Here is an 18,940-nt window from a genome sequence, read left to right on the forward strand (position 1 = left end):
GGGCGGTCGGCCGGGAGCAAGCCGGTCACCGAGTAGATCTTGGAGACCTCCAGCGCCTCCTCCCGTGTCAGCGGTGGCAAGATCCCGGGCATGGCGCGGGCCAGCAGCGTCTTGCCGGCACCGGGTGGGCCGGTCATGAGGAGGTTATGCCCTCCCGCGGCCGCGACCTCCATCCCGCGCTTGACGTGCTCCTGCCCCCGGATGTGTGCCAGATCGACCACGGCCTCGGGCATGTCATCGCCCTCGGGTGCCGCGCCGTTCACATATGGTGCGAGCGGTTGCTCTCCGGTGAGGTGCCGGATGAGGTCGGCCAGGGTCGCGACCGGGATGACCTCGATCGATTCGATCAACGCCGCCTCGGCGGCATCAACCGCCGGCACGAACGCCCGCCGCAGCCCGTGTTCCTGCGCCACGCCAACCATCGGCAGCACTCCGGTCGTGTGGCGCAGCGAGCCGTCGAGCGAGAGTTCGCCAATCACGAGCGTGTCGCTCAGGTCGGCCACAACCTCGCCGGAGGCCAGCAAGATGCCGAGTGCGATGGGTAGGTCGTACGCCGGCCCCTCCTTGCGGATGTCGGCGGGAGCCAGATTGACGGTGATGCGGCCGAGCGGGAAGCGTGCACCGGAGTTACGGATGGCGGCGCGCACCCGCTCGCGGGATTCCTGTACAGCGGCGTCGGGCAGGCCGACGATCGTCAGGCCGGGTGAGCCACTCCGGCAATCGACTTCAACCTCGACCAGCACGCCGTCGAGCCCGATGACGGCGCACGTCAGCACCCTCGCCAGCACCGCTCCCCCTCCCGCGGACGACCCACCGGCCAACGATGGCGTATCGAGATCAATTGTTGCGGTCAGTGAGCGCAGTATAGCACGGAGATGACGATTATGGATGCAAAGCGTTGGTACACACGCGGACGCCACGTTTGCCGATGATGGCAGACGCAGGAAGGGGCTTCGGCGGCGCGGTGCTCACACCCTGGCGTGGGGTGTCCTCCGTTTCGGCGCATGCCCGGCGGCCCTAGCCCCGGGCACACGCCGACCACGTACACCGATCGTGTTCGTCAAACTCCATTACCCCCAGGCACCAAGCCATCCATGGCTCGGCGCGGGTGGCCGAGTCGGCTACGCCTCCGGTGTGGCTTGCTCGCCGGCGTCCCGCCGGCCGCTGTGGGAGGTGAGGAACGGCAGGACGTCCTCCTGGGTGGCGGGGACGCGCCCGCGGCTGGTCTGCCGGACCCGGTAGGGGTGGGTGCGGACCGTCGTCCCGTCGGGAACGCGGCGCCGCCCACGCGGGTAGCGGATCTGGGGGAGCGTCTTCTTGCGGTCTCGTGCCATGGATGATCCTCCTCATCGCTCATGCGGTCACGATCGGCAACGATCCGCGCCTTGGGATGCGATGCCCGTATTGTACCGCCCGCCAGTTCCGTTCCGCGGGCGAGTTCGGGGTTCGAGGTACGCGAGTCCGGGTATGCTCAGGACTTCCGATACTTGACCTCGGAATGTGGGCGTCGCTACGGTTGAGCCACGGTGAGACCCTGGAGAAGGTTCCGCTCGGCTGGTAGATGGTCCACCGCGAGGGAGGGCCCATGCGTAACGTGGACGACGGCGGACCGTCGCAAGAGCTGACCAACGGAAACGGCGCCCTGCCCGATGTCTCCGGCCTCGACAGCGCGGCGGCGCGGGAGTTTGCCGCCTGGACGGACTTCCTGGCTGGGCTGCATCAGGCACAGTCGCATCCGCAGCTCCCGTCAATCTCGTCCGCGCTCGGGCCGCCCGAGTGGGAACCGGTCGCCCGCTGGTACGTCGTGCTACGGGGCGTACGCCGGCTGACCGAAGTCGCGGGGCTGCGTGAACACCTCGAGGGTTTGCCCCCGTGCCTCGCGGTGCGCGTCGTCGATCTCTCCTCGCAGGAGGTGCGCATCATGGTGGCAGTGACTCCGCAAACCGGGAAGGCGGGGCTGGAGGAAGAGGTTAAGGTGGCGCTCCGGGGGGTCGAGTCGGCGGCGACGTTCGAAGTCGTCCCGGCCACGCCGCGGTAGAGGGGCTGATATGGGCTTCTACGGCGACCTCCAGGACCTTCCCCTCCAGGACATCCTCCATGTCCTGTCGAGCCACGGGAAATCGGGGCGCCTCACCCTGAGCATCCCAACGGACGAGATCACGCTGGTGTTCCACCGCGGCCGGGTTGCATCGGTCACCACCAGCGACGAGAGCCTGCGCATCGGCCAGCTCTTGATCGATCAGGGGTACATCACCGAGGAGCACGTCGAGCAGGCGCTGGCGCTGCAGGCGGTGGAGGACGGGCGTACCCGGCTGGGGGACATGCTGGTCGAACTCGGCTTCGTGAACCACCAGCAGATCTGGAAGGCCGTCGCGGCCCAGTTCGAAGCGTCGCTCTTCCGCATCTTGATCCAGCCGGGCGGCACGTTCGTCTTCACCCCCGAAGAGGTGGAGCTCGATGAGTCGCTCATGGAGGAGATTCGCATCGAGCCGATCGTGCTGAACGCGATGCGGATGGCCGACGAGTGGCTCGCGACCCACGCGAAGCGGGATACAGTTAGCCTGACCGATGTGCCCTTCGTGCCGGAGATCCTGGATCGGTTGGAACGGCCCGAGTTGGATGTGCTCCTGGCGATCCTGAACGGTGCCACGAACACGTTCGATCTGGCGGCCAAGACCGGACGCTCACGCGACGAGCTGGACGAGGTGCTGGATCGGCTGACGACTCTCGGCTTGATCGAGCGCACAGCACGGGCAGGAGCAGTCCCCACCACCTAAGGCAGTGCGTGATCGCCCATGCCCCGCGTCGCCCGCGGGAACGGGTGTCGCCATGGGATCAGGCGCGGCGGCGGGAGCCGGTGTCCGTCAACACGACGCCGAGCAGGCGCGCACCGACGCGGTCGAGCGACTCCCGGGCGCGCTGGGCTGCGGCGCGCTTGGTCTTTCCTGAGCGAACCAACAGAAGCACGGCGTCGACGCGCGGCGCGACTGCTAGTGCGTCGCCGAAGTCGGGCAGCGGGGGCGTGTTGACCACGACGAACGCCGCCTCGTCGCGCAGGCGGGCCAGGAGCCGGGCAAACAGGTTGCTGCCGAGGAGGTCGGCCGGCAGCGTGCCACCGGTCTTGCCGGCGTGGCCGGCCGGGAGTAGGGTCAGGCCGTCGACGCCGCTCTCGATCAGGGGAAGCGGTGCCTCGGCGTCCCCGGCGGCGAGCCACTCGGCCAGGCCCGTGTCGTTCGACAGGCGGAAGAGCTCGTGTGCCCGGGGCCGCCGGAAGTCGGCATCCACCAGCACGACACTGTCGCCGCCGAGCGCGAGGGCGGCGGCGAGGTTGGCCGCCACGTCGGTGTGCTGGCCGCCGGTCCCGGCGTCGGCAATCGCAAGCGAGCGCACGGCGGGCTCGAACCGCGCAAACTTCACCGTCGAGCGGAGCGATCGGTAGGCTTCAGCGACTGCCGACGCGGGGTTGGCGACGATCGCGAGGTCGATCCCACCCACGCGCGTCTGGGACTCGGCCCGCTCCTGAATCTGGCTCACCCGCGGTTCTCCTTTCTCAGCGTGCGTCACCGGCGCGTCAGGTCCGTGGGATCGCGGCCACCGTCGGCAGCGCGAGGTAGCGATCGACGTCCTCTTCGGTGCGGAGGGTATCTTCGAGGTACTCCGCGGCGAAGGTCAGCAGCACGCCGACCACCAAACCGAGGAGCAGGGCGGCCGCCGTGTTCAGCTTGACCCGCGGGCCGATCGGCGTGGACGGCGGGCCCGGCGTGTCGAGTTGCTCGATGCGCACGGTGTTGCGCTTCACCCCCTCCGTCCCGGTGGGATACTCGGTGACGAGCTGCGCGTTCTCCTCCTCGGCACGGGCCACGAAGGCTGCGGCCAACGCGTTGACGACCGCGGCGGCACGCTCCGGGTCGGTGTCGGTCTTGACCACCTGGATCACGTTGCTGTCCGAGTTGCGGCCGACGGCGAGACCGCTCATCGCCTGCCCGACGTCGATGTCGAGGTTGGCACGCTGGAGCGCTTCGGCAACGAAAGGCCCGTTGTTGATCAGATCGCCGTAGGACGCGAGCCGGTTCTTGGCGTAGAGGTCCATCCAGTAATCCGGCGGCTCGGCGATGGCCATCAGGCGGGCGCTGACCTGATACGTCTTCGGCTGGGAGATGCTGTAGGCATAGGCCACGCCGCCCGCCACGACGGCCGCGAGCAGAACCAGCCACCAGCGGCGTAGCACGATCAGCGCGTACTCCTCCGGTCTCACCGTCCTCCCTTCCCTTCCGGGATGGTGCCGATCACCGGGAGCCCCAGGGCGGCCGATACCGTCTCCGGCGAGCGCAGGGTATCGTCCAGGTAATCGACGAGGAAGGCGATCACGACCCCTGCGAAGAGCCCGACGATCACCTGGAGTGCCAGCATCAACTGCTGCCGCTGGCTGTTGGCGACAGCATAGTCCGGCACCTGCACTGGTGTGACCGAGACGATATCAGACGCGTTCGGGAAATTGAAGTAGCTGCCCGCCTTCTCCTCCAGCGTGGCCGCCGCGGCCTGTGCGATCGCCACGGCCCGGTTGGGATCGCCGGAGGTGATCCGGATCGTCAGGATGCGGTTAATCCGCTCGGATGCGAGCGCCCCCTGGATCTCCCCAGGGGAGACCTCGATCCCGTCGCTCGCCATCAACATGCGCGACACGTCCCCGGCGAAGACGTTGCCGCGGACGACCTCCACCAGGTCGTCGATCAGATACTCGCTGGCGAGGTAGGCGTAGTACTGGTCGTAGCGGAACACGTTATCCTGGGGTGGCGGCACGTCGGGCGTGCGGGCGACCGCCATCCGGACGGTGGCGGTGTAGCTCGTCGTCGCCTGGGACGCCTGGTAGATCACTCCGGCCAGCACGAGCAACGGCACCACCACGACGAAGTACCAGCGGCGGCGGAGGATGACCAGATACTCCTTCAACTCCATGTCGCCACCTCCGGCCGGCGCGCCGCGGGCGGTGCGTGCCGCGCGGCCAATCGCTCGGCAACAAAGTCGGCAATCTCACGTTGGAAACGCTCGCGGCTGAACCGGGCCGCGTGCGCGACGATCTGCTCGGTCGAGAAGGTCATCCGTCGGAAGCGCTCCAGGGCATCGATCAGCGCTTCGGGCGTCTGGGGGGAGAACAGCACCCCCGTTACGCCGTCGATCACGGTATCCAGCGCGCCGCCGGCAGCCAGCGCGATCGCCGGCCGTCCCGAGGCCTGCACCTCAACTTGGGCGATGCCGAAGTCGTCTTCGGCCGGGAAGATCGCGGCCTGACAGCGCGCGTAGAGCCGGTACTTCTCTTCGTCGGAGACCGTGCCAAGGAACTCGATCGTCGGCCCGGCGATCCGCTCGAGGTCCGGCCGCGCCCGCCCGTCGCCGACGATCTTCAGCGGCAGCCGGAGCGCGTTGAAGGCCTCAATCACGATATCAAACCGCTTGTACGGCACGAGGCGCGAGACGGCCAGGAAGTAGTCGCCCACCTCGGATGGAGCGACCGGCGCGGCGCCGGCGGTGTCTACCGGCGGGTAAATCACCGTGGCATCGCGCCCCCAGAAGTCCGCGATGCGCTTGGCCACGGTCGTTGAGTTCGCGATGAAGAAGTCCACCGCGCGGCTCGTCGCAACATCCCAGCGGCGCAGCAGCGCGAGGAACGGCGGCAGCACCCGCCGGACGGCGCCAGCGAGGCGCTCGCGCTCGGCGTAGCGGTGGAAGTCCCAGGCGAAGCGCATCGGGCTGTGACAGTAGCAGACGTGGATCGCCCCGGGTGGGGTCGGAACGCCCTTCGCCCAGGCGCTGCTCGAGCTCAAGATCAGGTCGAACCCGTCGAGCCGCATCCGCCGGAAGGCGAGAGGGTAGAACGGGAGGTACGGCTGATGGTGCCGGTGGACGGCCGGGAGCCGCTGCATGAAGGACGTGCGGATATCCCAGTCGCGATAGTGTGGGGGCATGAGCTCGGGCGCGTAGATTGACGTAAAGACCGGTGCATCGGGGTAGAGGTCGTGAAACGCTTCGAGCACCCGCTCGGCGCCGCCGTACTGGTTGAGGTAGTCATGGACCAGCGCAACGCGCGCTGCCTGCATGCGCACACGCACCCACCCGCGAGCCCCGTCGGAGGGCCGGTTCCTGTCATCGGGGTAAGGATACACGGTTCCTTAGGCAGTGCCAGCCGCCGAGCCGGTGACCCAGTCCGGGGCGATCGCTGCACGTCCGCCGGTCACGCGATTCCCTCGGCCTGCGGCGGTGTACCTTCGCTGCACCTATAGCGATTGGGAGACGCCGCGCACCCGCGCCGGTCAGGTTCCCAGGCGGGCTGGGGCCGCCCCTTGCCGATAACCGACCATCAGCCTATGATTGGTTAGATACAGGTGGGCGCGGCGTTGCGTCCAGCAGGTCCGTGACGGGACTGAAGTGATCGAAGGGACCATGCGGCCGGCAAACTCGCGTGCACACGGGCGGTTCAAGCTGGTCGGTGGCGTGCTCTGCCTTGACTTCGCCAACACCCGTGCCGGCCGCGACACGGACACCCCGACCGAGTATCTCCAAGACTACGCCGACCTCGTCGCCTGGGCGGAGCAGGTCGGCCTCGTCGACGACGGCGAGCTCCTCCTCGCGGTCGCGCGCCAGCGGCCTGCCGACGCGGAGGCGGTGCTCACCCGCGCCCTGGCGTTGCGCGAGGCGATCTACGGGATCTTCTCCCACGTTGCCGCCGGCAAGCCCGCCCCGCCGGCCGATCTCGACACGTTGAACCTGGCCGTCGCGGACGCCCTGAGCCGGGCGCGGGTCGTCGCACAGCCCGAAGGTTTCTCCTGGGGCTGGGCCGCCGAGCCCGACGACCTGGACCGGATGCTCTGGCCGGTCGCCCGGTCGGCGGCCGACCTCCTGACGTCCGACGCGCTCTCCCGCGTCAGGGAGTGCGCGGGCGATGGTTGCGGCTGGCTCTTCCTCGATACCAGCCGCAACCGGAGTCGCCGCTGGTGCGACATGCGCGACTGCGGCAACCGCGCCAAGGTACGCCGCCACTACCAGCGCCGCCGCCAGGAGCGGGCGAGCACGGCATGAGGGTGCGGGCGCGCACCGCCTGCCCGCGGTCGGCCACGTGGCGCACACATCCTCTGGAGACTGCTGCTCAACACTACTTTGGACGGGCGGGGCTGTTGCGCCGCGCTAGTACGCCCCGCGGCCGAGGAGGACGGCTGGGATGGTGCGGAGGATCAGCTTGATGTCGAGCCAGGGCGACCAGTGCTCGGCGTAGTAGAGATCCAGCTTCACCATCTCGTCGAAGGTGAGGTTGCTACGGCCGTTGACCTGCCAGAGTCCGGTTAGGCCGGGGGTGACCATGAGGCGCTGATAGTGCCAGTCCTCATAGGCAGCGACCTCGGACGGAACCTGCGGCCGCGGCCCGACTACGCTCATCTCCCCGATCAGGACATTGAAGAACTGCGGCAGCTCGTCCAATGAGGTCCGGCGCAGGATGCGACCCACCCGCGTCACCCGCGGGTCGTCCTTCAGCTTGAAGAGCAGGCCGTCCTTGGGCGAAGCGGCGGCGAGGAGCTCCTTCTTCTTCTCCTCCGCGTCCTTGCACATGGAGCGGAACTTGTAGAGGGTGAAGCGGCGGCCGTTCTTCCCCACCCGCTCCTGGCCGAAGAGGATCGGGCCGGGGGAATCCAGCTTGATCGCGATGGCGATCAGGAGCATCAGCGGGGCGGCCAGCGTCAGCACGGTGGTGGCGATCACCACGTCCATGGCGCGCTTGATCGCGTAGTTCCAGCCGCTGATGCGCGCGTCCTTGACCTCGATCAGGGCCAGTCCCGCAACCTCGTTGATGCGCACCCGGTCGAGGGCCATCTCAAAGAGGTCCGGGACGAACATGAACGGGATGCCCCGTTCGCGGCAGGTCGCGATCACCTGCGCCACGGCATTGTGTTCGGTCGGCGGGAGGGCGATCATCACCTCGTCGATCTCGTGGCGATCGACGATCTCACCGATGTCGGCCAGCCGCCCGAGGTATTGCGGTCGTTCAACCCGGCGTTCGGTCGCGATCCCCCAGTCGTCGTCGAGCGGCACGTCGTCCGCCAACCCCGCGACGCGGTAGCCCAGTTGCGGCTGGTTGTAGATGTACTGGAGCAGTCGCTGGCCTGCCCGTCCCGCGCCGACCACCAGTACCCGGTCGACCCCGATCCCGCGGCGCCACAGCAATTGCCGGCCGACGCGCGTCATCAGCCGCTTGGTCAGCAGCAGCGCGATCATGAGCAGCCAGGCATAGATGAAGATCAAGCGGGATGGGTAGAAGCGCTGCAGGAAGCTGTACAGAATCACGATGGCCATCGCCGTCGTGGAGCCGCTGACGACGGTTTGGGCCTCGTCCAGGAAACTGGTCCAACGCGGCAGGCGGTAAAGGCCCCGCAGGTGGAAGATGATCACCGAGACCACGACCAGGAGCAGGGCCTTGCCCAGGAAGAAGTCGAAGGGTTGTGTGAATCCTGGCAAGACGTCGCCGCCGAGTTCGAGGCGATAGCGCAGCGCGTACGCGAGCGCGAACGCGAGGAGCACGAGCGCGGCGTCGGTGCCGGCGCGGAGCGTTTGGGTTAGCCAGCGAGGCTCGCGCCGTGCGCTGGCGCGCTGCTGCACACCGGTGCTGGTACGAAGCTCGGCGGTCACATCTCTTCCCGTTAGCGTTGCCATCCGCGGCCAAGCCTCCTTGCGGGTCCCCCGGCAACGCAGCACGGCGTAGTATAGCAGAGGGACTGACCGGCGCCGCGCTGCCGGAGCCTGGCTCCCGTGCCCACGAGCATGGGACTTTCGGGGGAGATGGCTCCGTTTGCCCTATGCTAAGATCGATCCCAGGAATCTGTCGAGATACAGGATGGATTCATGGAACGCCTCTGGACACCATGGCGGATGCAGTACGTCGGTGGTGAGGTACGCGAGCCAGGGTGCATCTTCTGCCTGCGCCCGGCCGGCGACGACGACGTCGCGTCGTTGATCCTGCACCGCGGTACCACCGCCTTTGTCATTATGAATCTGTACCCATACAACACCGGCCACGTGATGGTCGTGCCGTACCAGCACGCGGCAACGCTCGCCGACCTGCCACCGGAGACGGTCACCGAGATCTTCGGACTGCTTCCCTGGGTCACCGCAGCGCAGCAACGCACGCTCCGGTGTGAGGGCTTTAACATCGGCCTCAACATCGGCAGCGTCGCCGGGGCCGGCGTCGCCGACCACTTGCACGTGCACGTCGTGCCAAGGTGGGAAGGCGACGCGAATTTCATGCCAATCATTGCCAACACCATGGTCTTGCCGGAGCTCATCCCGGTCACCTATGCCAAGCTTCGCGCCGAGCTGGTCGTCTCCGGGCTTGGCCGCGAGCCGGGCGACCGCGCTCTGCCGCAGGCAGGTGCCGTCGTATTGGTGCCGGCAGAGCGCAAGGTTGCCCTCCGCCGAGCAAGGGACGGCTCACTGGTCCTGCCGAAGGGTCAGATCGAGCCGGGCGAAGCGGCCTGGCAGACGGCACTGCGTGAGGTCGGGGAGGAGATGGGGCTGCGGGCACAGGTGGCCGACTGGGCCGGAGCGTCCCGCTTTACCGTGGACGGCGAGGAGAAGCTCGTCGCCTACCTGACCGTCACCGCGGAACCCGGCCCCGACTGGGAGGCGCACCTCGGCGTCGACACACTGCTGCTCGACCCGGAGGAGGCCGTGGCGGCCCTGACGCATGACGGGGCGCGCGACATCCTCCGGTCGGCGCTGGACCGGGCCGGTTCGCTCCTCGGAGCGGGAGCATGAGCCGGGCGCGGTCCGCGGTCGTGGTCGCGCTGCTCATCACCACGGCCCTGGCGCCGCTCGCGTCGGGCACGACGCGTCGCGTTGCGGCGCAACCGGCCCTGCCCGAGCAGGTCTACCTGGCGCTGGGGGATTCGATCGCCGCCGGGCTGGTCACGACCCTCCCGCGGCTGCGCGGCTACCCGTGGCTGGTGCGTGACCTGATGGAAAAGCAGTTCGGCGGTGAGGGCGCGCCCGCAGTGACGCTGATCAACCGGGCGGTGCCGGGCGAGACGACGGAATCGTTTCTGACCGGCGACCAACTCCGCCTGGCGCGGGCGGACATTGAGGCAGCGCACGCGAGGGGAGCGCAGATCCGGGCGGTGACGCTTACGCTGGGCGGCAACGACATCTTACGGCTGGCCGGGAGCGACGACGCCGCGCGCCAGGCGGGGTTGGAACGGTTCCGAACGACGTTCCCCGCGGCGTTGGCCGCGATCCGGGAGGCGCTGGGTGAAACGGCGGCCGACATCGCGGTGACGACGTACTACGACCTGAGCGAGGGGGATCCTGCCGAGCAGGGGAGCGACGCCTGGTGGGTGGCCCAGTTCAACGAGGTCATCCGGCAGAGTGCCGCGGCGGAGGGGGCGCGGGTGGCGGATGTCGAGCCGGTCTTCCGGGGGCACATCCGCGAGTGGACGTGGTATCCCACCGACGTCCATGCGAACAATGCCGGGCACGCGGAGATCGCGCGCCTCGTCTGGCAGGCGCTGGGCTACGACCAGGAGGCGCCGACCGTCACCATCGAGCGGCCGGCCACCGGGCCGCTCGGGCGCCGGACACCGACGGTGCGCGTCCGTGCTGACGACGCGGTGGGGGTTACCCGGGTGGAACTGCTCGTGGATGGCGAGTACGTCCAGGATCTGCACTATGTCCCGTCCCAGAGCGCCTACCTGGGCGTGTGGGATGCGCGCGATTGGACCGGCGCCTCCGCCACGCTGACCGTACGAGCTACCGATCTGGCGGGGAATCAAGCGAGCGCGGATGTCGAGGTCGCGCTGCCGGGAAGCTAGCAGCGCGGGAAGGTAGGGGCGCGATGTTCACGCCGTATCAGCCACGAGCGGCCGATGACACGGAGCTGGACCTGCAGGGTCGGCTGGGCGTGTTCACGCTCTCGGACCTCTTCCAGATGCTCAGCTTCACCCAGAAAACGGGCATCCTGACGCTGATCCAGGGCTGGAACACACGCACCATCACCTTCGAGGACGGCCGGGTCAGCTACGTCGCTGCCGGGAGCCGGCTCCCCACCATGACCGAGCTGCTGGCGCGGCTCGGCAAGCTCACGCGCGAGCACGTCGTGGCGCTGCGCCAGCGGGGGCTCTACAGCGAAGAGGCCATCGTCAAACACCTGCGGGAGACCAACGCCATCACCGACGACGACATCCGCGCCTGCGAGGAGCAACTGCTGGAGATTTCGATCTATACCCTCTTCCTCTGGCGCAATTGCTACTTCACCTTCAAGGCGGGCGAGGTGGTGCGCGAGGGCGGCGTCCCGGTCGCCATCGACAGCATGCGCCTGATCATCGAGGGCACACGCCGCGTCGACGAGTGGATCCAGCTCTCGCCGGTGGTGCCGTCCGTCTACATGATCTTCCGCCGCCGCGCACAGCAGCCGGACGCCGCACCCCCGGAAGAACTCCAGGGGGTGTTCCGGCTGGTCGACGGCCAGCGCGACGTTGTCACCATCGCCCGGGAGGCGGGGCTGACACAGTTCGAGACCGCCCGCGCGCTGTACCTTCTTGCGACGCAGGACTACATCGAGGCCATCCCACCGAACAAGGCCAAGGTCATCGAGCTGTTCAACCTGGCGGTCGAATCGATCTACCTGAAGCTGGTCCTGTTCGACCACGCGCGCGTCGCCCTGGAGTTCGAGAACCAGCTCAACCGCTTCGCGGTCGAGAACCGTTTGAAGGTGCGCATGGCGGCGGGGAAGGTCATCATCAGCGATCAGAACACGCCCATTTCCCCGACCGAGCTGGTGGACCTCTACAAGCTCTTCATCGCCATCCAGAACAACAAGTTCTCAAAGATGTTCGATCCGGTGGTGGCGCAGGGCCTCATGGAGGGCCTGTACCGCCACACCGACGCCGAGTTCCAGGCGATGATGCGCATGTACGAGTTCATCGAGATCGAGGGGCTGCTCCTGCGCGACATGATGGCCGGCGCGCCCGCCTAGGCCGGCTGCGCTGCCGGGCGCACGCCGTCCGGCTTGGAGGCACCATCCCGCGCGGCTCGGCGGACCCGGACGATGGCACGTCGTCCGCGATCTCTGTGCGGCAGGTGCCGGGAACGCGGTGCCGTGAGCGAGGAGGAAGGGTCACGATGGACGAGACTGATTCGCGTCGCGGAGAGCCGCACCGCGCGGCCGGTGGGGAGACAGCGAACCCCAACTGTTCCCGTGCTGCGCGCCCGGGACAGCCGACCGAAGACCGGCGGCTGTTGGAATCCCCTGGCCGCCAACCCTCCTCAACGGCCTTCCTCGACACCGACCCGTGGCGCATCCTGCGCATTCAAGGCGAATTCGTCGAGGGCTTCGACGCGCTCGCGCCGGTGACGCAGGGCGTGAGCTTCTTCGGCTCGGCCCGCATTGACGAGTCGGACCCGATGTACGCCGCCGCGTACGATCTGGCCTTCGACCTGTCGCGCGCCGGCTTCGCCATCATCACCGGGGGTGGGCCGGGGATCATGGAGGCCGCCAACCGCGGTGCGCACGACGCGGGAGGGCTCTCGGTCGGCTGCAACATCGAGCTGCCGTTCGAGCAGGGGATGAACCCCTACGTGAATCTGGCGGTCGACTTCCGCTACTTCTTCGTCCGCAAGACGATGTTCGTCAAGTACGCCGAGGCGTTCGTGATCTTCCCCGGTGGGTTCGGCACACTCGACGAACTCTTCGAGGCGCTGACGCTGATCCAAACGGAGAAGATCGCCCACTTCCCCGTGATCCTGTTCGGCCGCAACTACTGGCGGGGGCTGATCGACTGGCTCACGAACACCGTGGTTGCCGAGGGAAAGCTCTCCGGGAAGGACCTGACCCGACTGGTGATGACCGACTCGGTCCAAGAGGCGTCCTCCCTCATCCAGGACTGCCACCGTCGCCGCTGCTGGCTCCCCGAAGAGCGCTCCGTCGCCGCCGAGGTCGGCCTGCTCGAAGGCGGGGAGCGGTAACAGCGTGATGTGGCCCCGCCTTCCGGTTCGGCAATGCTGGGGCGCGCGACTCTCCTGCTGAACCCGTCCAAGACCTGAATTGGCACACGTGCCACGACGTCGCTCGCCAGGGCGGGGGTCTGGAGCCGCCAGGTCTTCAACGATCCATCCTCCCCGTGGGATCATAGAAATGAAAGGACACCGGCGTCTCTGGCCACGCGGCGGTCTGGTGTATCCTGAGGCAGGCCGGCTCGTCTTGCGAACAACAGCCATGTCGACGCCGCGGTCTCGCGGCCAACGGTCAGGAGGTGGGCCATGTCCAAGGTGCGTGCAGCGGTCGTGCAGGCGGCACCGGTCGCCTTCGATCTGGATGCGACGCTGGAGAAGACCGCGCGGCTCCTCGCGGACGTCGATGCGGACCTGGTCGTCTTCCCTGAGGCCTTCCTCTCGGCCTACCCGCGCGGGATCACCTTCGGGGCCACCGTCGGCTCGCGCACCCCAGAGGGTCGTGAGTGGTACCGACGCTACTGGGAGTCGTCCGTTGAGGTGCCGGGCCCGGCCACCCGGCGGCTGGGGGAGCTGGCGCGCGAGCGTCACGTGTACCTCGTGATGGGGGTGATCGAGCGGGACGGGGGCACGCTCTACTGCACGGTCCTCTTCTTCAACCCCCAAGGCGAGTTGATGGGCAAGCACCGCAAGCTGATGCCGACTGCCGCCGAACGGCTCGTCTGGGGCTACGGCGACGGCTCGACCCTGCCGGTGTTCGACACCCCGATCGGCCGGATCGGCGCGGTGATCTGCTGGGAAAACTACATGCCGCTCATGCGCATGGCGATGTACCAGAAGGGCATCCAGATCTACTGCGCACCGACGGCCGACCAGCGGGACTCCTGGGTGGCCAGCATGCAGCACATCGCCTGCGAGGGGCGCTGCTTCGTCCTCTCGGCCAACCAGTTTGCGCGCCGCCGCGACTACCCGGACGATTACCCGATCGAGGGGGTCACCGACCCTGACACCGTCCTGTGCCGTGGCGCGTCGATGATCGTCTCGCCCCTGGGGCAGATCCTCGCCGGTCCGGCGATCGACGGGGAGACGATTCTCACCGCCGACCTGGACCTGGATGAGGTGGTGCGGGGCAAGTACGACTTTGACGCTGTCGGGCACTACGCCCGCCCCGATGTCTTCCAGCTCATCGTCGACGAGCGCCCCAAGCGCCCGGTGACCTTCCAGCGTGAGCCCGAGCCTGCCCCGGATGGGCTGCAAGAGGAGTTGGCGCCCCTGCCCGAAAAGCAGGCTGTGCCTGTCCGGTAACTGGGGCACCGGACACGGGTGGTCGCGCCTCGTCCGGCCTTCGGGGTGCCGAGTTGATTGTGGGGATTCAGTGCAGGTTGCCCCGGAGCCGGGGTGTACCGGCGGGGCCAGATGAAAGGGAACAACGAGGGTGACTGCGCAGGGGGGAAACCTCGATCTCGCGGATGTGTTCGCATACGTTGACGAGCACCGCGAGGAGTTTGTCGACCAGTTGATCGACTACGTCCGGCGGCCCAGTATCAGCGCCCACGGCGTCGGGATCGCTGAGGTGGCCGAGTACATCGCCGGGGTGTTGCGGGAGATCGGGCTGAACACCCGGGTGATCCCGACCGCGGGCTGGCCGATGGTGCTGGGCGAGCGGATCGAGCGGCCGGGGGCGCCGACGGTGCTCCTCTACGGCCACTACGACGTGCAACCGCCCGACCCGTTGGAGGAGTGGATCACGCCCCCGTTCGAACCGACCATCCGCGACGGGCGCCTCTACGCGCGCGGCGTCGGCGACAACAAGGGCCAGCACCTGGCGCAGATCCTGGCCCTCAAGTCGCTGCTGGCGGTGCGGGGTGCGCTCCCCTGCAACGTCAAGGTGTTGCTGGAGGGTGAGGAAGAGGTCGGCAGCCCGCACATGCCCGCTTTCATCCAGGAGCACCGGGATGACGTCATGGCCGACCTGGTCATCACCAGCGACGGACCGGTGGACGAGAGCGGCCGGAGCCGCATCCTCTTCGGCGTGCGGGGTGTGTTGAGCTTCGAGCTGCGCGCCCGCGGAGCCAACCGTGACCTGCACTCCGGCAACTTCGGCGGGGTCGCGCCCAACCCGATCTGGACGCTGGTGCACCTGCTGGCCACGATGAAGAACGAGCGGGGTGAGGTCACGATCGAGGGCTTCTACGACGACGTGCTCCCGCTGACGCCGCTGGAGCAGGAGGCGCTGGCGAAGCTTCCCGTCGACGAGGAGGCGGTCAAGGCGTCCCTCGGGATCGCCGAGTTCGACGAGCCGCGCGAGCGGGGCTACTTCGAGCGGCTCGCGGCCTGGCCGACCTTCACCATCAACGGGTTCCACGGCGGGTACGGCGGCCCCGGCTCGAAGACGGTCCTGCCGCACGAGGCGGTCGTCAAGTGCGACGTGCGGCTGGTCGAGGCGCAGAAGGCCGACGACATCTTCGCCAAGATCGAGGCGCACGTGCGCAAGCACGCGCCGAACGTCGAGGTCATCCGGCAGGGCTCGATGGAGCCGTCGAAGACGCCGCTCGACTCCCCCTACACCGAGCCGATCCGGCGCGGGGTTGCCCTGGGCCAGGGAGAGGAACCACTGCTCGTGCCGGCGCTGGGCGGCAGCCTGCCCGACTATGTGTTCACCAAGGTCCTGGGCATCCCGGCGTTCGGCGTTCCCTACGCCAACCCGGATGAGTCGAACCACGCGCCGAACGAGAACCTGGAACTGGAGCGCTTCATCAAGGGGATCAAAACCGGCGCCGCGATGCTGACGGCGCTCGGCCAGATGTGACGCGGCGGGGCGGCCGCCGGTCGTGTGTGCAGCACCGAGAGGCAGGGACCATGGTCGAATCGATTAGCCGCGCGGTCTCAGGGGCGGAGTTGGACCGGCACCTGCGGGCGATCGCGCAGTACGTGCGGCTCTCCGGCACGCCGGACGAAGCGAAGGCCTTCGACTACATCCAGGAGCAATTGGAGCGCTTCGGCTACACCATTACACGCTACGAGAGCGATGCGCTCATCGGCTACCCAGGCGAATCCAGGCTTGAGATCCTCGGCACGGAGCCGGAGGTCATCCCGTCCAACGGGTACTCGCTGAGCCCGCAGACCGAGGACGACGGGGTCGTCGGCGAGCTGGTCTACGTCGGCGCGGGTCTGCCCGCCGATTACGCCGGACGCGACGTCCGCGGCAAGATCGTGCTGAGCGACGGGCTGGCGATGCCGGGCAAGACCCTGGCCGCGCAGCAGGCCGGGGCGATCGGGCAGATCCACGTCAACGACGAGCACATCCACCAGATGTGCATCTCCCCGGTGTGGGGCACGGCCACGCCGGAGACGGCCGACTTGCTGCCGAAGGTTCCCTCGGTCAGCGTGGACCGTGCCGGTGGCGAGCGGCTGAAGGCGGCGCTGGCGCGAGGGCCGGTCCAGGTGCGGCTGATGACGAAACCCTATCGGGCCTGGTGCAAGATCCCGACGCTGATCGCGGATCTCCCGGGCACGGTCGAGGATCGCTTCGTCCTGTTCAGCGGCCACGTCGACTCCTGGCACTACGGCGCGATGGACAACGGGACCGCGAACGCCACGCAGCTCGAGGTCGCGCGCCTGCTCGCCGAGCGGCGCGGGGAGTTGCGCCGGGGCGTGCGGCTGGCGTTCTGGTCCGGTCACTCGCACGGGCGCTACGCCGGCTCGACCTGGTATGCCGACACCTTCTGGCACGAGCTGCACGAGCGCTGCGTCTGCCATGTGAACATCGACTCGGTCGGCGCCAAGGGTGCGGAGGTTCTGGACGAGGCGCCCAGCATGGCCGAGACCTACGCCTTCGGCCGCGAGATCCTGCGCGACACGGTTGGCGTCGAGCTGGTCTACCGGCGCATCAGCCGCTCCAGCGATCAGTCCTTTTGGGGGCACGGCATCCCGACGTTGTTCGCCTCCCTGTCCGAGCAGGCTGCGGATGCCTCGGCGACCGCGCAGGCCCTGGGGCAACTCCTGGGCAGCGGCCGGCGTGCGGGCGGGCTCGGCTGGTGGTGGCATACCACCGAGGACACGCTGGACAAGATCGATCCGGACAACTTGGTGCGGGACGCCGGGGTCTACGCCGAGACGCTCTGGCGCCTGTGCACCGTCGAGCGGCTGCCCTTCGACTTCGCGGCGGCGGCCGACGAGATCGCGGAGGCCGTGAGTGGCTACCACGAGGCTGCCAACGGCGCGATCGATCTGAGCCGGACGGCTGATGAGGCCCGGCGTCTCGCCGCTACGCTGCGCGCCACCCCGCTCGACCAGCGGGACCCGGACGAGGTGAACGACCTGCTCATGGACCTGAGCCGCCTGCTGATCCCGGTGAACTACACCCGCAGCGGTCCGTTCGAGCACGACCTGGCGCTGGGAACCGTCCCGGTGCCGGGGCTGGCGCAGGCAGCCGAACTGGCGCGCCTCGACCCGGCCAGCGACGAGTTCCGATTCCTGCACGCGAAGCTCGTCCGGGAGCGGAACCGGGTGGAGCACGCCCTCCGCGCGGCGCACCGCCGCGTGGCCGGCGCGTGGCCTGGCGCACGCTAGAGCATGGCGGACCGTGAGTCAAACGGTACGGTACCCCGAGGGAACGGCGCGGTGAGGTAGTGAGTCTCGGGTCACACTCGCGCCGGACATTCGCCACCGTCGCGCTGCTAACCGCGATGTTGGTGATCCACAACGCGCACCGCACCGGCGTCGTCACCGTGTTCGACGGCCTACGCCTGCGGTTCGGGACCGACTACGCCGGTGTCGGGACCCTCTTCTCGGCCTACGTCCTGGGCTACGGGATCGCCCAGTCGATCGTTGGCCTCGTCGGGGACCGCTTCAGCGCCAAGCGCCTGCTCGTGACCGGGCTTGCGGCGAGCGCGCTCTTCTCCGCGCTCTTCGCGGGGACGGCTTCCTACGGTGCCGCGCTCGCCGCGCGCTTCCTCCTCGGGGCGACCGGCGCGTTGCTCTACACCCCGGCGATGAAGCTGGGGATCGTCCTCTTCAAACCGGAAGAGCGCGGGCGGGTGCTTGGCGTGCTCCAGGCGGGGGCGGGGATCGGCAGCAGCGGCGCCATGATCCTCGTCCCAGCGCTGGCCGGCCTCGTCGGGTTGACCGGCGCCTTCCTCTCGCTCTCCCTCCTGACGGCGGTCACCCTGGTGGCGGCGGCCTCGGTGTTGCCGGGCGAGCCAGGGATCGCCTCCTCCTCGCACGCGCACGGCGAACCCGCCAGGCTCACGCGCCGGGGCGATTTCTGGCAACTCCTGGCGGCCAGCCTGATCGGGATGCTCGCCATGTACGGGATCCTGACCTGGCTGCCGACCTACCTGACCGCCGACTTCGGGTACACCGAGGTCTGGGCGGGGACGGTCGCGTCGCTCGCCAATCTGACCCTCCTGGTCGCCGCACCCATCGTCGGCTGGGCTGCCGATCTCCCGCGGGGCCGAATCATGGTCGTCACCGGTGGGTCGCTCCTGGCGGTCCTGGTGTTCGGCCTGCTTGCGCTGAGCCCATGGATGCCCTTCGTGGTCGCCGCCACACTACTGAGCGGCGTGAGCCTGTCGGCGACCACGGCGCCGTTCATGCTGCTGGCCGGCGAGCGCTTCGGGGCGGGGCAGACGGCGCGGGTGGTGGGCCTGATGGCGACGGCCGGCCAGCTCGGAGCGACGCTGGCCGGCTCGGTCTTCGGTTTCGTGCTCGAGCGCGGCGGCGGCTTCCAGGCCGTCTGGCTGGCCTGCGGCGCGTTCGCGCTCGTGCGGCTCGTGCTGCTGCTCGACCTTATCCGCCGCGATCGCCGGCGCCCGCGTGCGTCGGACGCCGCGGCGTGACCCCCGCGCGCTACGGGGTGGCGGCCTCGACGGTCTCGCGGGCCAGGTGCAGGGTCCAGACCAGGCGGTTCTGCCCGCGGGTCAGATGCGCGCGCAGCACCCCCCGCCGGTGCGGG

The 18,940-nt window shown here is 68.6% G+C and carries 18 protein-coding genes; 11 read left to right on the forward strand and 7 right to left on the reverse strand.

The annotated features are described in order from the left end of the window. Both IRZ30_RS08190 and IRZ30_RS08195 read right to left on the reverse strand, forming a co-directional pair. Positions 1 to 788 (reverse strand): magnesium chelatase domain-containing protein (locus tag IRZ30_RS08190; protein ID WP_294084404.1); only part of this gene is annotated, 788 nt, incomplete at its 3' end. Between the two features lie 333 nt (positions 789 to 1,121). Then, positions 1,122 to 1,334 carry a hypothetical protein gene (locus IRZ30_RS08195; protein ID WP_294084405.1) on the reverse strand — a complete coding sequence of 71 codons (213 nt, stop codon included), beginning with the start codon at positions 1,332 to 1,334 and terminating at the stop codon, positions 1,122 to 1,124. Positions 1,335 to 1,585: 251 nt separating this feature from the next. Between IRZ30_RS08195 and IRZ30_RS08200 the strand changes: the two genes are divergently transcribed. Continuing rightward, entirely contained in the window at positions 1,586 to 2,038 is a 453-nt protein-coding gene (locus IRZ30_RS08200) for a hypothetical protein (RefSeq protein ID WP_294084406.1), read from the forward strand. Between the two features lie 10 nt (positions 2,039 to 2,048). Further along, on the forward strand, positions 2,049 to 2,777 hold the full coding sequence (locus tag IRZ30_RS08205; RefSeq protein WP_294084407.1) for a DUF4388 domain-containing protein: 729 nt from the start codon (positions 2,049 to 2,051) through the stop codon (positions 2,775 to 2,777). A 58-nt stretch (positions 2,778 to 2,835) separates the two neighbouring features. Here the strand turns inward: IRZ30_RS08205 and IRZ30_RS08210 are convergent, their stop codons facing one another. From IRZ30_RS08210 to IRZ30_RS08225, 4 genes are read right to left on the reverse strand one after another with little or no spacing between them, the layout of a single operon-like run. Then, positions 2,836 to 3,534 (reverse strand): CpsD/CapB family tyrosine-protein kinase, encoded by a 699-nt coding sequence (locus IRZ30_RS08210; RefSeq protein WP_294084408.1) that lies wholly within the window; start codon positions 3,532 to 3,534, stop codon positions 2,836 to 2,838. Positions 3,535 to 3,571: 37 nt separating this feature from the next. Continuing rightward, the gene (locus tag IRZ30_RS08215; RefSeq protein ID WP_294084409.1) at positions 3,572 to 4,255 is read right to left on the reverse strand and encodes a lipopolysaccharide biosynthesis protein; all 684 of its coding nucleotides are present in this window, start codon (positions 4,253 to 4,255) and stop codon (positions 3,572 to 3,574) included. Then, positions 4,252 to 4,956 carry a hypothetical protein gene (locus IRZ30_RS08220; RefSeq protein WP_294084410.1) on the reverse strand — a complete coding sequence of 235 codons (705 nt, stop codon included), beginning with the start codon at positions 4,954 to 4,956 and terminating at the stop codon, positions 4,252 to 4,254. The genes IRZ30_RS08215 and IRZ30_RS08220 overlap by 4 nt, the downstream gene beginning before the upstream one ends. After that, the gene (locus tag IRZ30_RS08225) at positions 4,947 to 6,095 is read right to left on the reverse strand and encodes a glycosyltransferase (RefSeq protein WP_294084411.1); all 1,149 of its coding nucleotides are present in this window, start codon (positions 6,093 to 6,095) and stop codon (positions 4,947 to 4,949) included. The genes IRZ30_RS08220 and IRZ30_RS08225 overlap by 10 nt, the downstream gene beginning before the upstream one ends. A 328-nt stretch (positions 6,096 to 6,423) precedes the next feature. Between IRZ30_RS08225 and IRZ30_RS08230 the strand changes: the two genes are divergently transcribed. Beyond that, positions 6,424 to 7,074, forward strand: coding sequence for an ABATE domain-containing protein (locus tag IRZ30_RS08230; RefSeq protein ID WP_294084412.1), 651 nt, complete (start codon positions 6,424 to 6,426; stop codon positions 7,072 to 7,074). 105 nt (positions 7,075 to 7,179) lie between these two features. Here IRZ30_RS08230 and IRZ30_RS08235 read toward each other — a convergent pair whose 3' ends face one another. Then, the gene (locus tag IRZ30_RS08235; protein ID WP_294084413.1) at positions 7,180 to 8,697 is read right to left on the reverse strand and encodes an undecaprenyl-phosphate glucose phosphotransferase; all 1,518 of its coding nucleotides are present in this window, start codon (positions 8,695 to 8,697) and stop codon (positions 7,180 to 7,182) included. A 189-nt stretch (positions 8,698 to 8,886) separates the two neighbouring features. Here IRZ30_RS08235 and IRZ30_RS08240 point away from each other — a divergent pair, with 189 nt between their 5' ends. From IRZ30_RS08240 to IRZ30_RS08275, 8 genes are all read left to right on the forward strand, one after another. Continuing rightward, a complete protein-coding gene (locus IRZ30_RS08240; RefSeq protein ID WP_294084414.1) occupies positions 8,887 to 9,798 on the forward strand; it encodes an HIT domain-containing protein in 912 nt (303 codons plus the stop codon). After that, entirely contained in the window at positions 9,795 to 10,847 is a 1,053-nt protein-coding gene (locus tag IRZ30_RS08245; protein ID WP_294084415.1) for a GDSL-type esterase/lipase family protein, read from the forward strand. The genes IRZ30_RS08240 and IRZ30_RS08245 overlap by 4 nt, the downstream gene beginning before the upstream one ends. 23 nt (positions 10,848 to 10,870) lie before the next feature. Continuing rightward, positions 10,871 to 12,010 carry a DUF4388 domain-containing protein gene (locus IRZ30_RS08250; RefSeq protein WP_294084416.1) on the forward strand — a complete coding sequence of 380 codons (1,140 nt, stop codon included), beginning with the start codon at positions 10,871 to 10,873 and terminating at the stop codon, positions 12,008 to 12,010. Positions 12,011 to 12,156: 146 nt separating this feature from the next. After that, the gene (locus IRZ30_RS08255) at positions 12,157 to 12,999 is read left to right on the forward strand and encodes a TIGR00730 family Rossman fold protein (RefSeq protein WP_294084417.1); all 843 of its coding nucleotides are present in this window, start codon (positions 12,157 to 12,159) and stop codon (positions 12,997 to 12,999) included. Between the two features lie 294 nt (positions 13,000 to 13,293). Continuing rightward, positions 13,294 to 14,289: a nitrilase-related carbon-nitrogen hydrolase gene (locus IRZ30_RS08260; protein WP_294084418.1), complete on the forward strand. Its 996-nt coding sequence runs from the start codon at positions 13,294 to 13,296 to the stop codon at positions 14,287 to 14,289. Between the two features lie 130 nt (positions 14,290 to 14,419). After that, positions 14,420 to 15,793: a M20/M25/M40 family metallo-hydrolase gene (locus IRZ30_RS08265; RefSeq protein ID WP_294084419.1), complete on the forward strand. Its 1,374-nt coding sequence runs from the start codon at positions 14,420 to 14,422 to the stop codon at positions 15,791 to 15,793. 50 nt (positions 15,794 to 15,843) lie between these two features. Continuing rightward, positions 15,844 to 17,556, forward strand: coding sequence for a M28 family peptidase (locus IRZ30_RS08270; RefSeq protein ID WP_294084420.1), 1,713 nt, complete (start codon positions 15,844 to 15,846; stop codon positions 17,554 to 17,556). A gap of 59 nt (positions 17,557 to 17,615) precedes the next feature. Continuing rightward, entirely contained in the window at positions 17,616 to 18,824 is a 1,209-nt protein-coding gene (locus IRZ30_RS08275; protein WP_294084421.1) for an MFS transporter, read from the forward strand. Positions 18,825 to 18,940: the final 116 nt, after the last annotated feature.

Source organism: Sphaerobacter sp. (assembly GCF_019683595.1).
Lineage (GTDB): Bacteria > Chloroflexota > Chloroflexia > Thermomicrobiales > Thermomicrobiaceae > Sphaerobacter.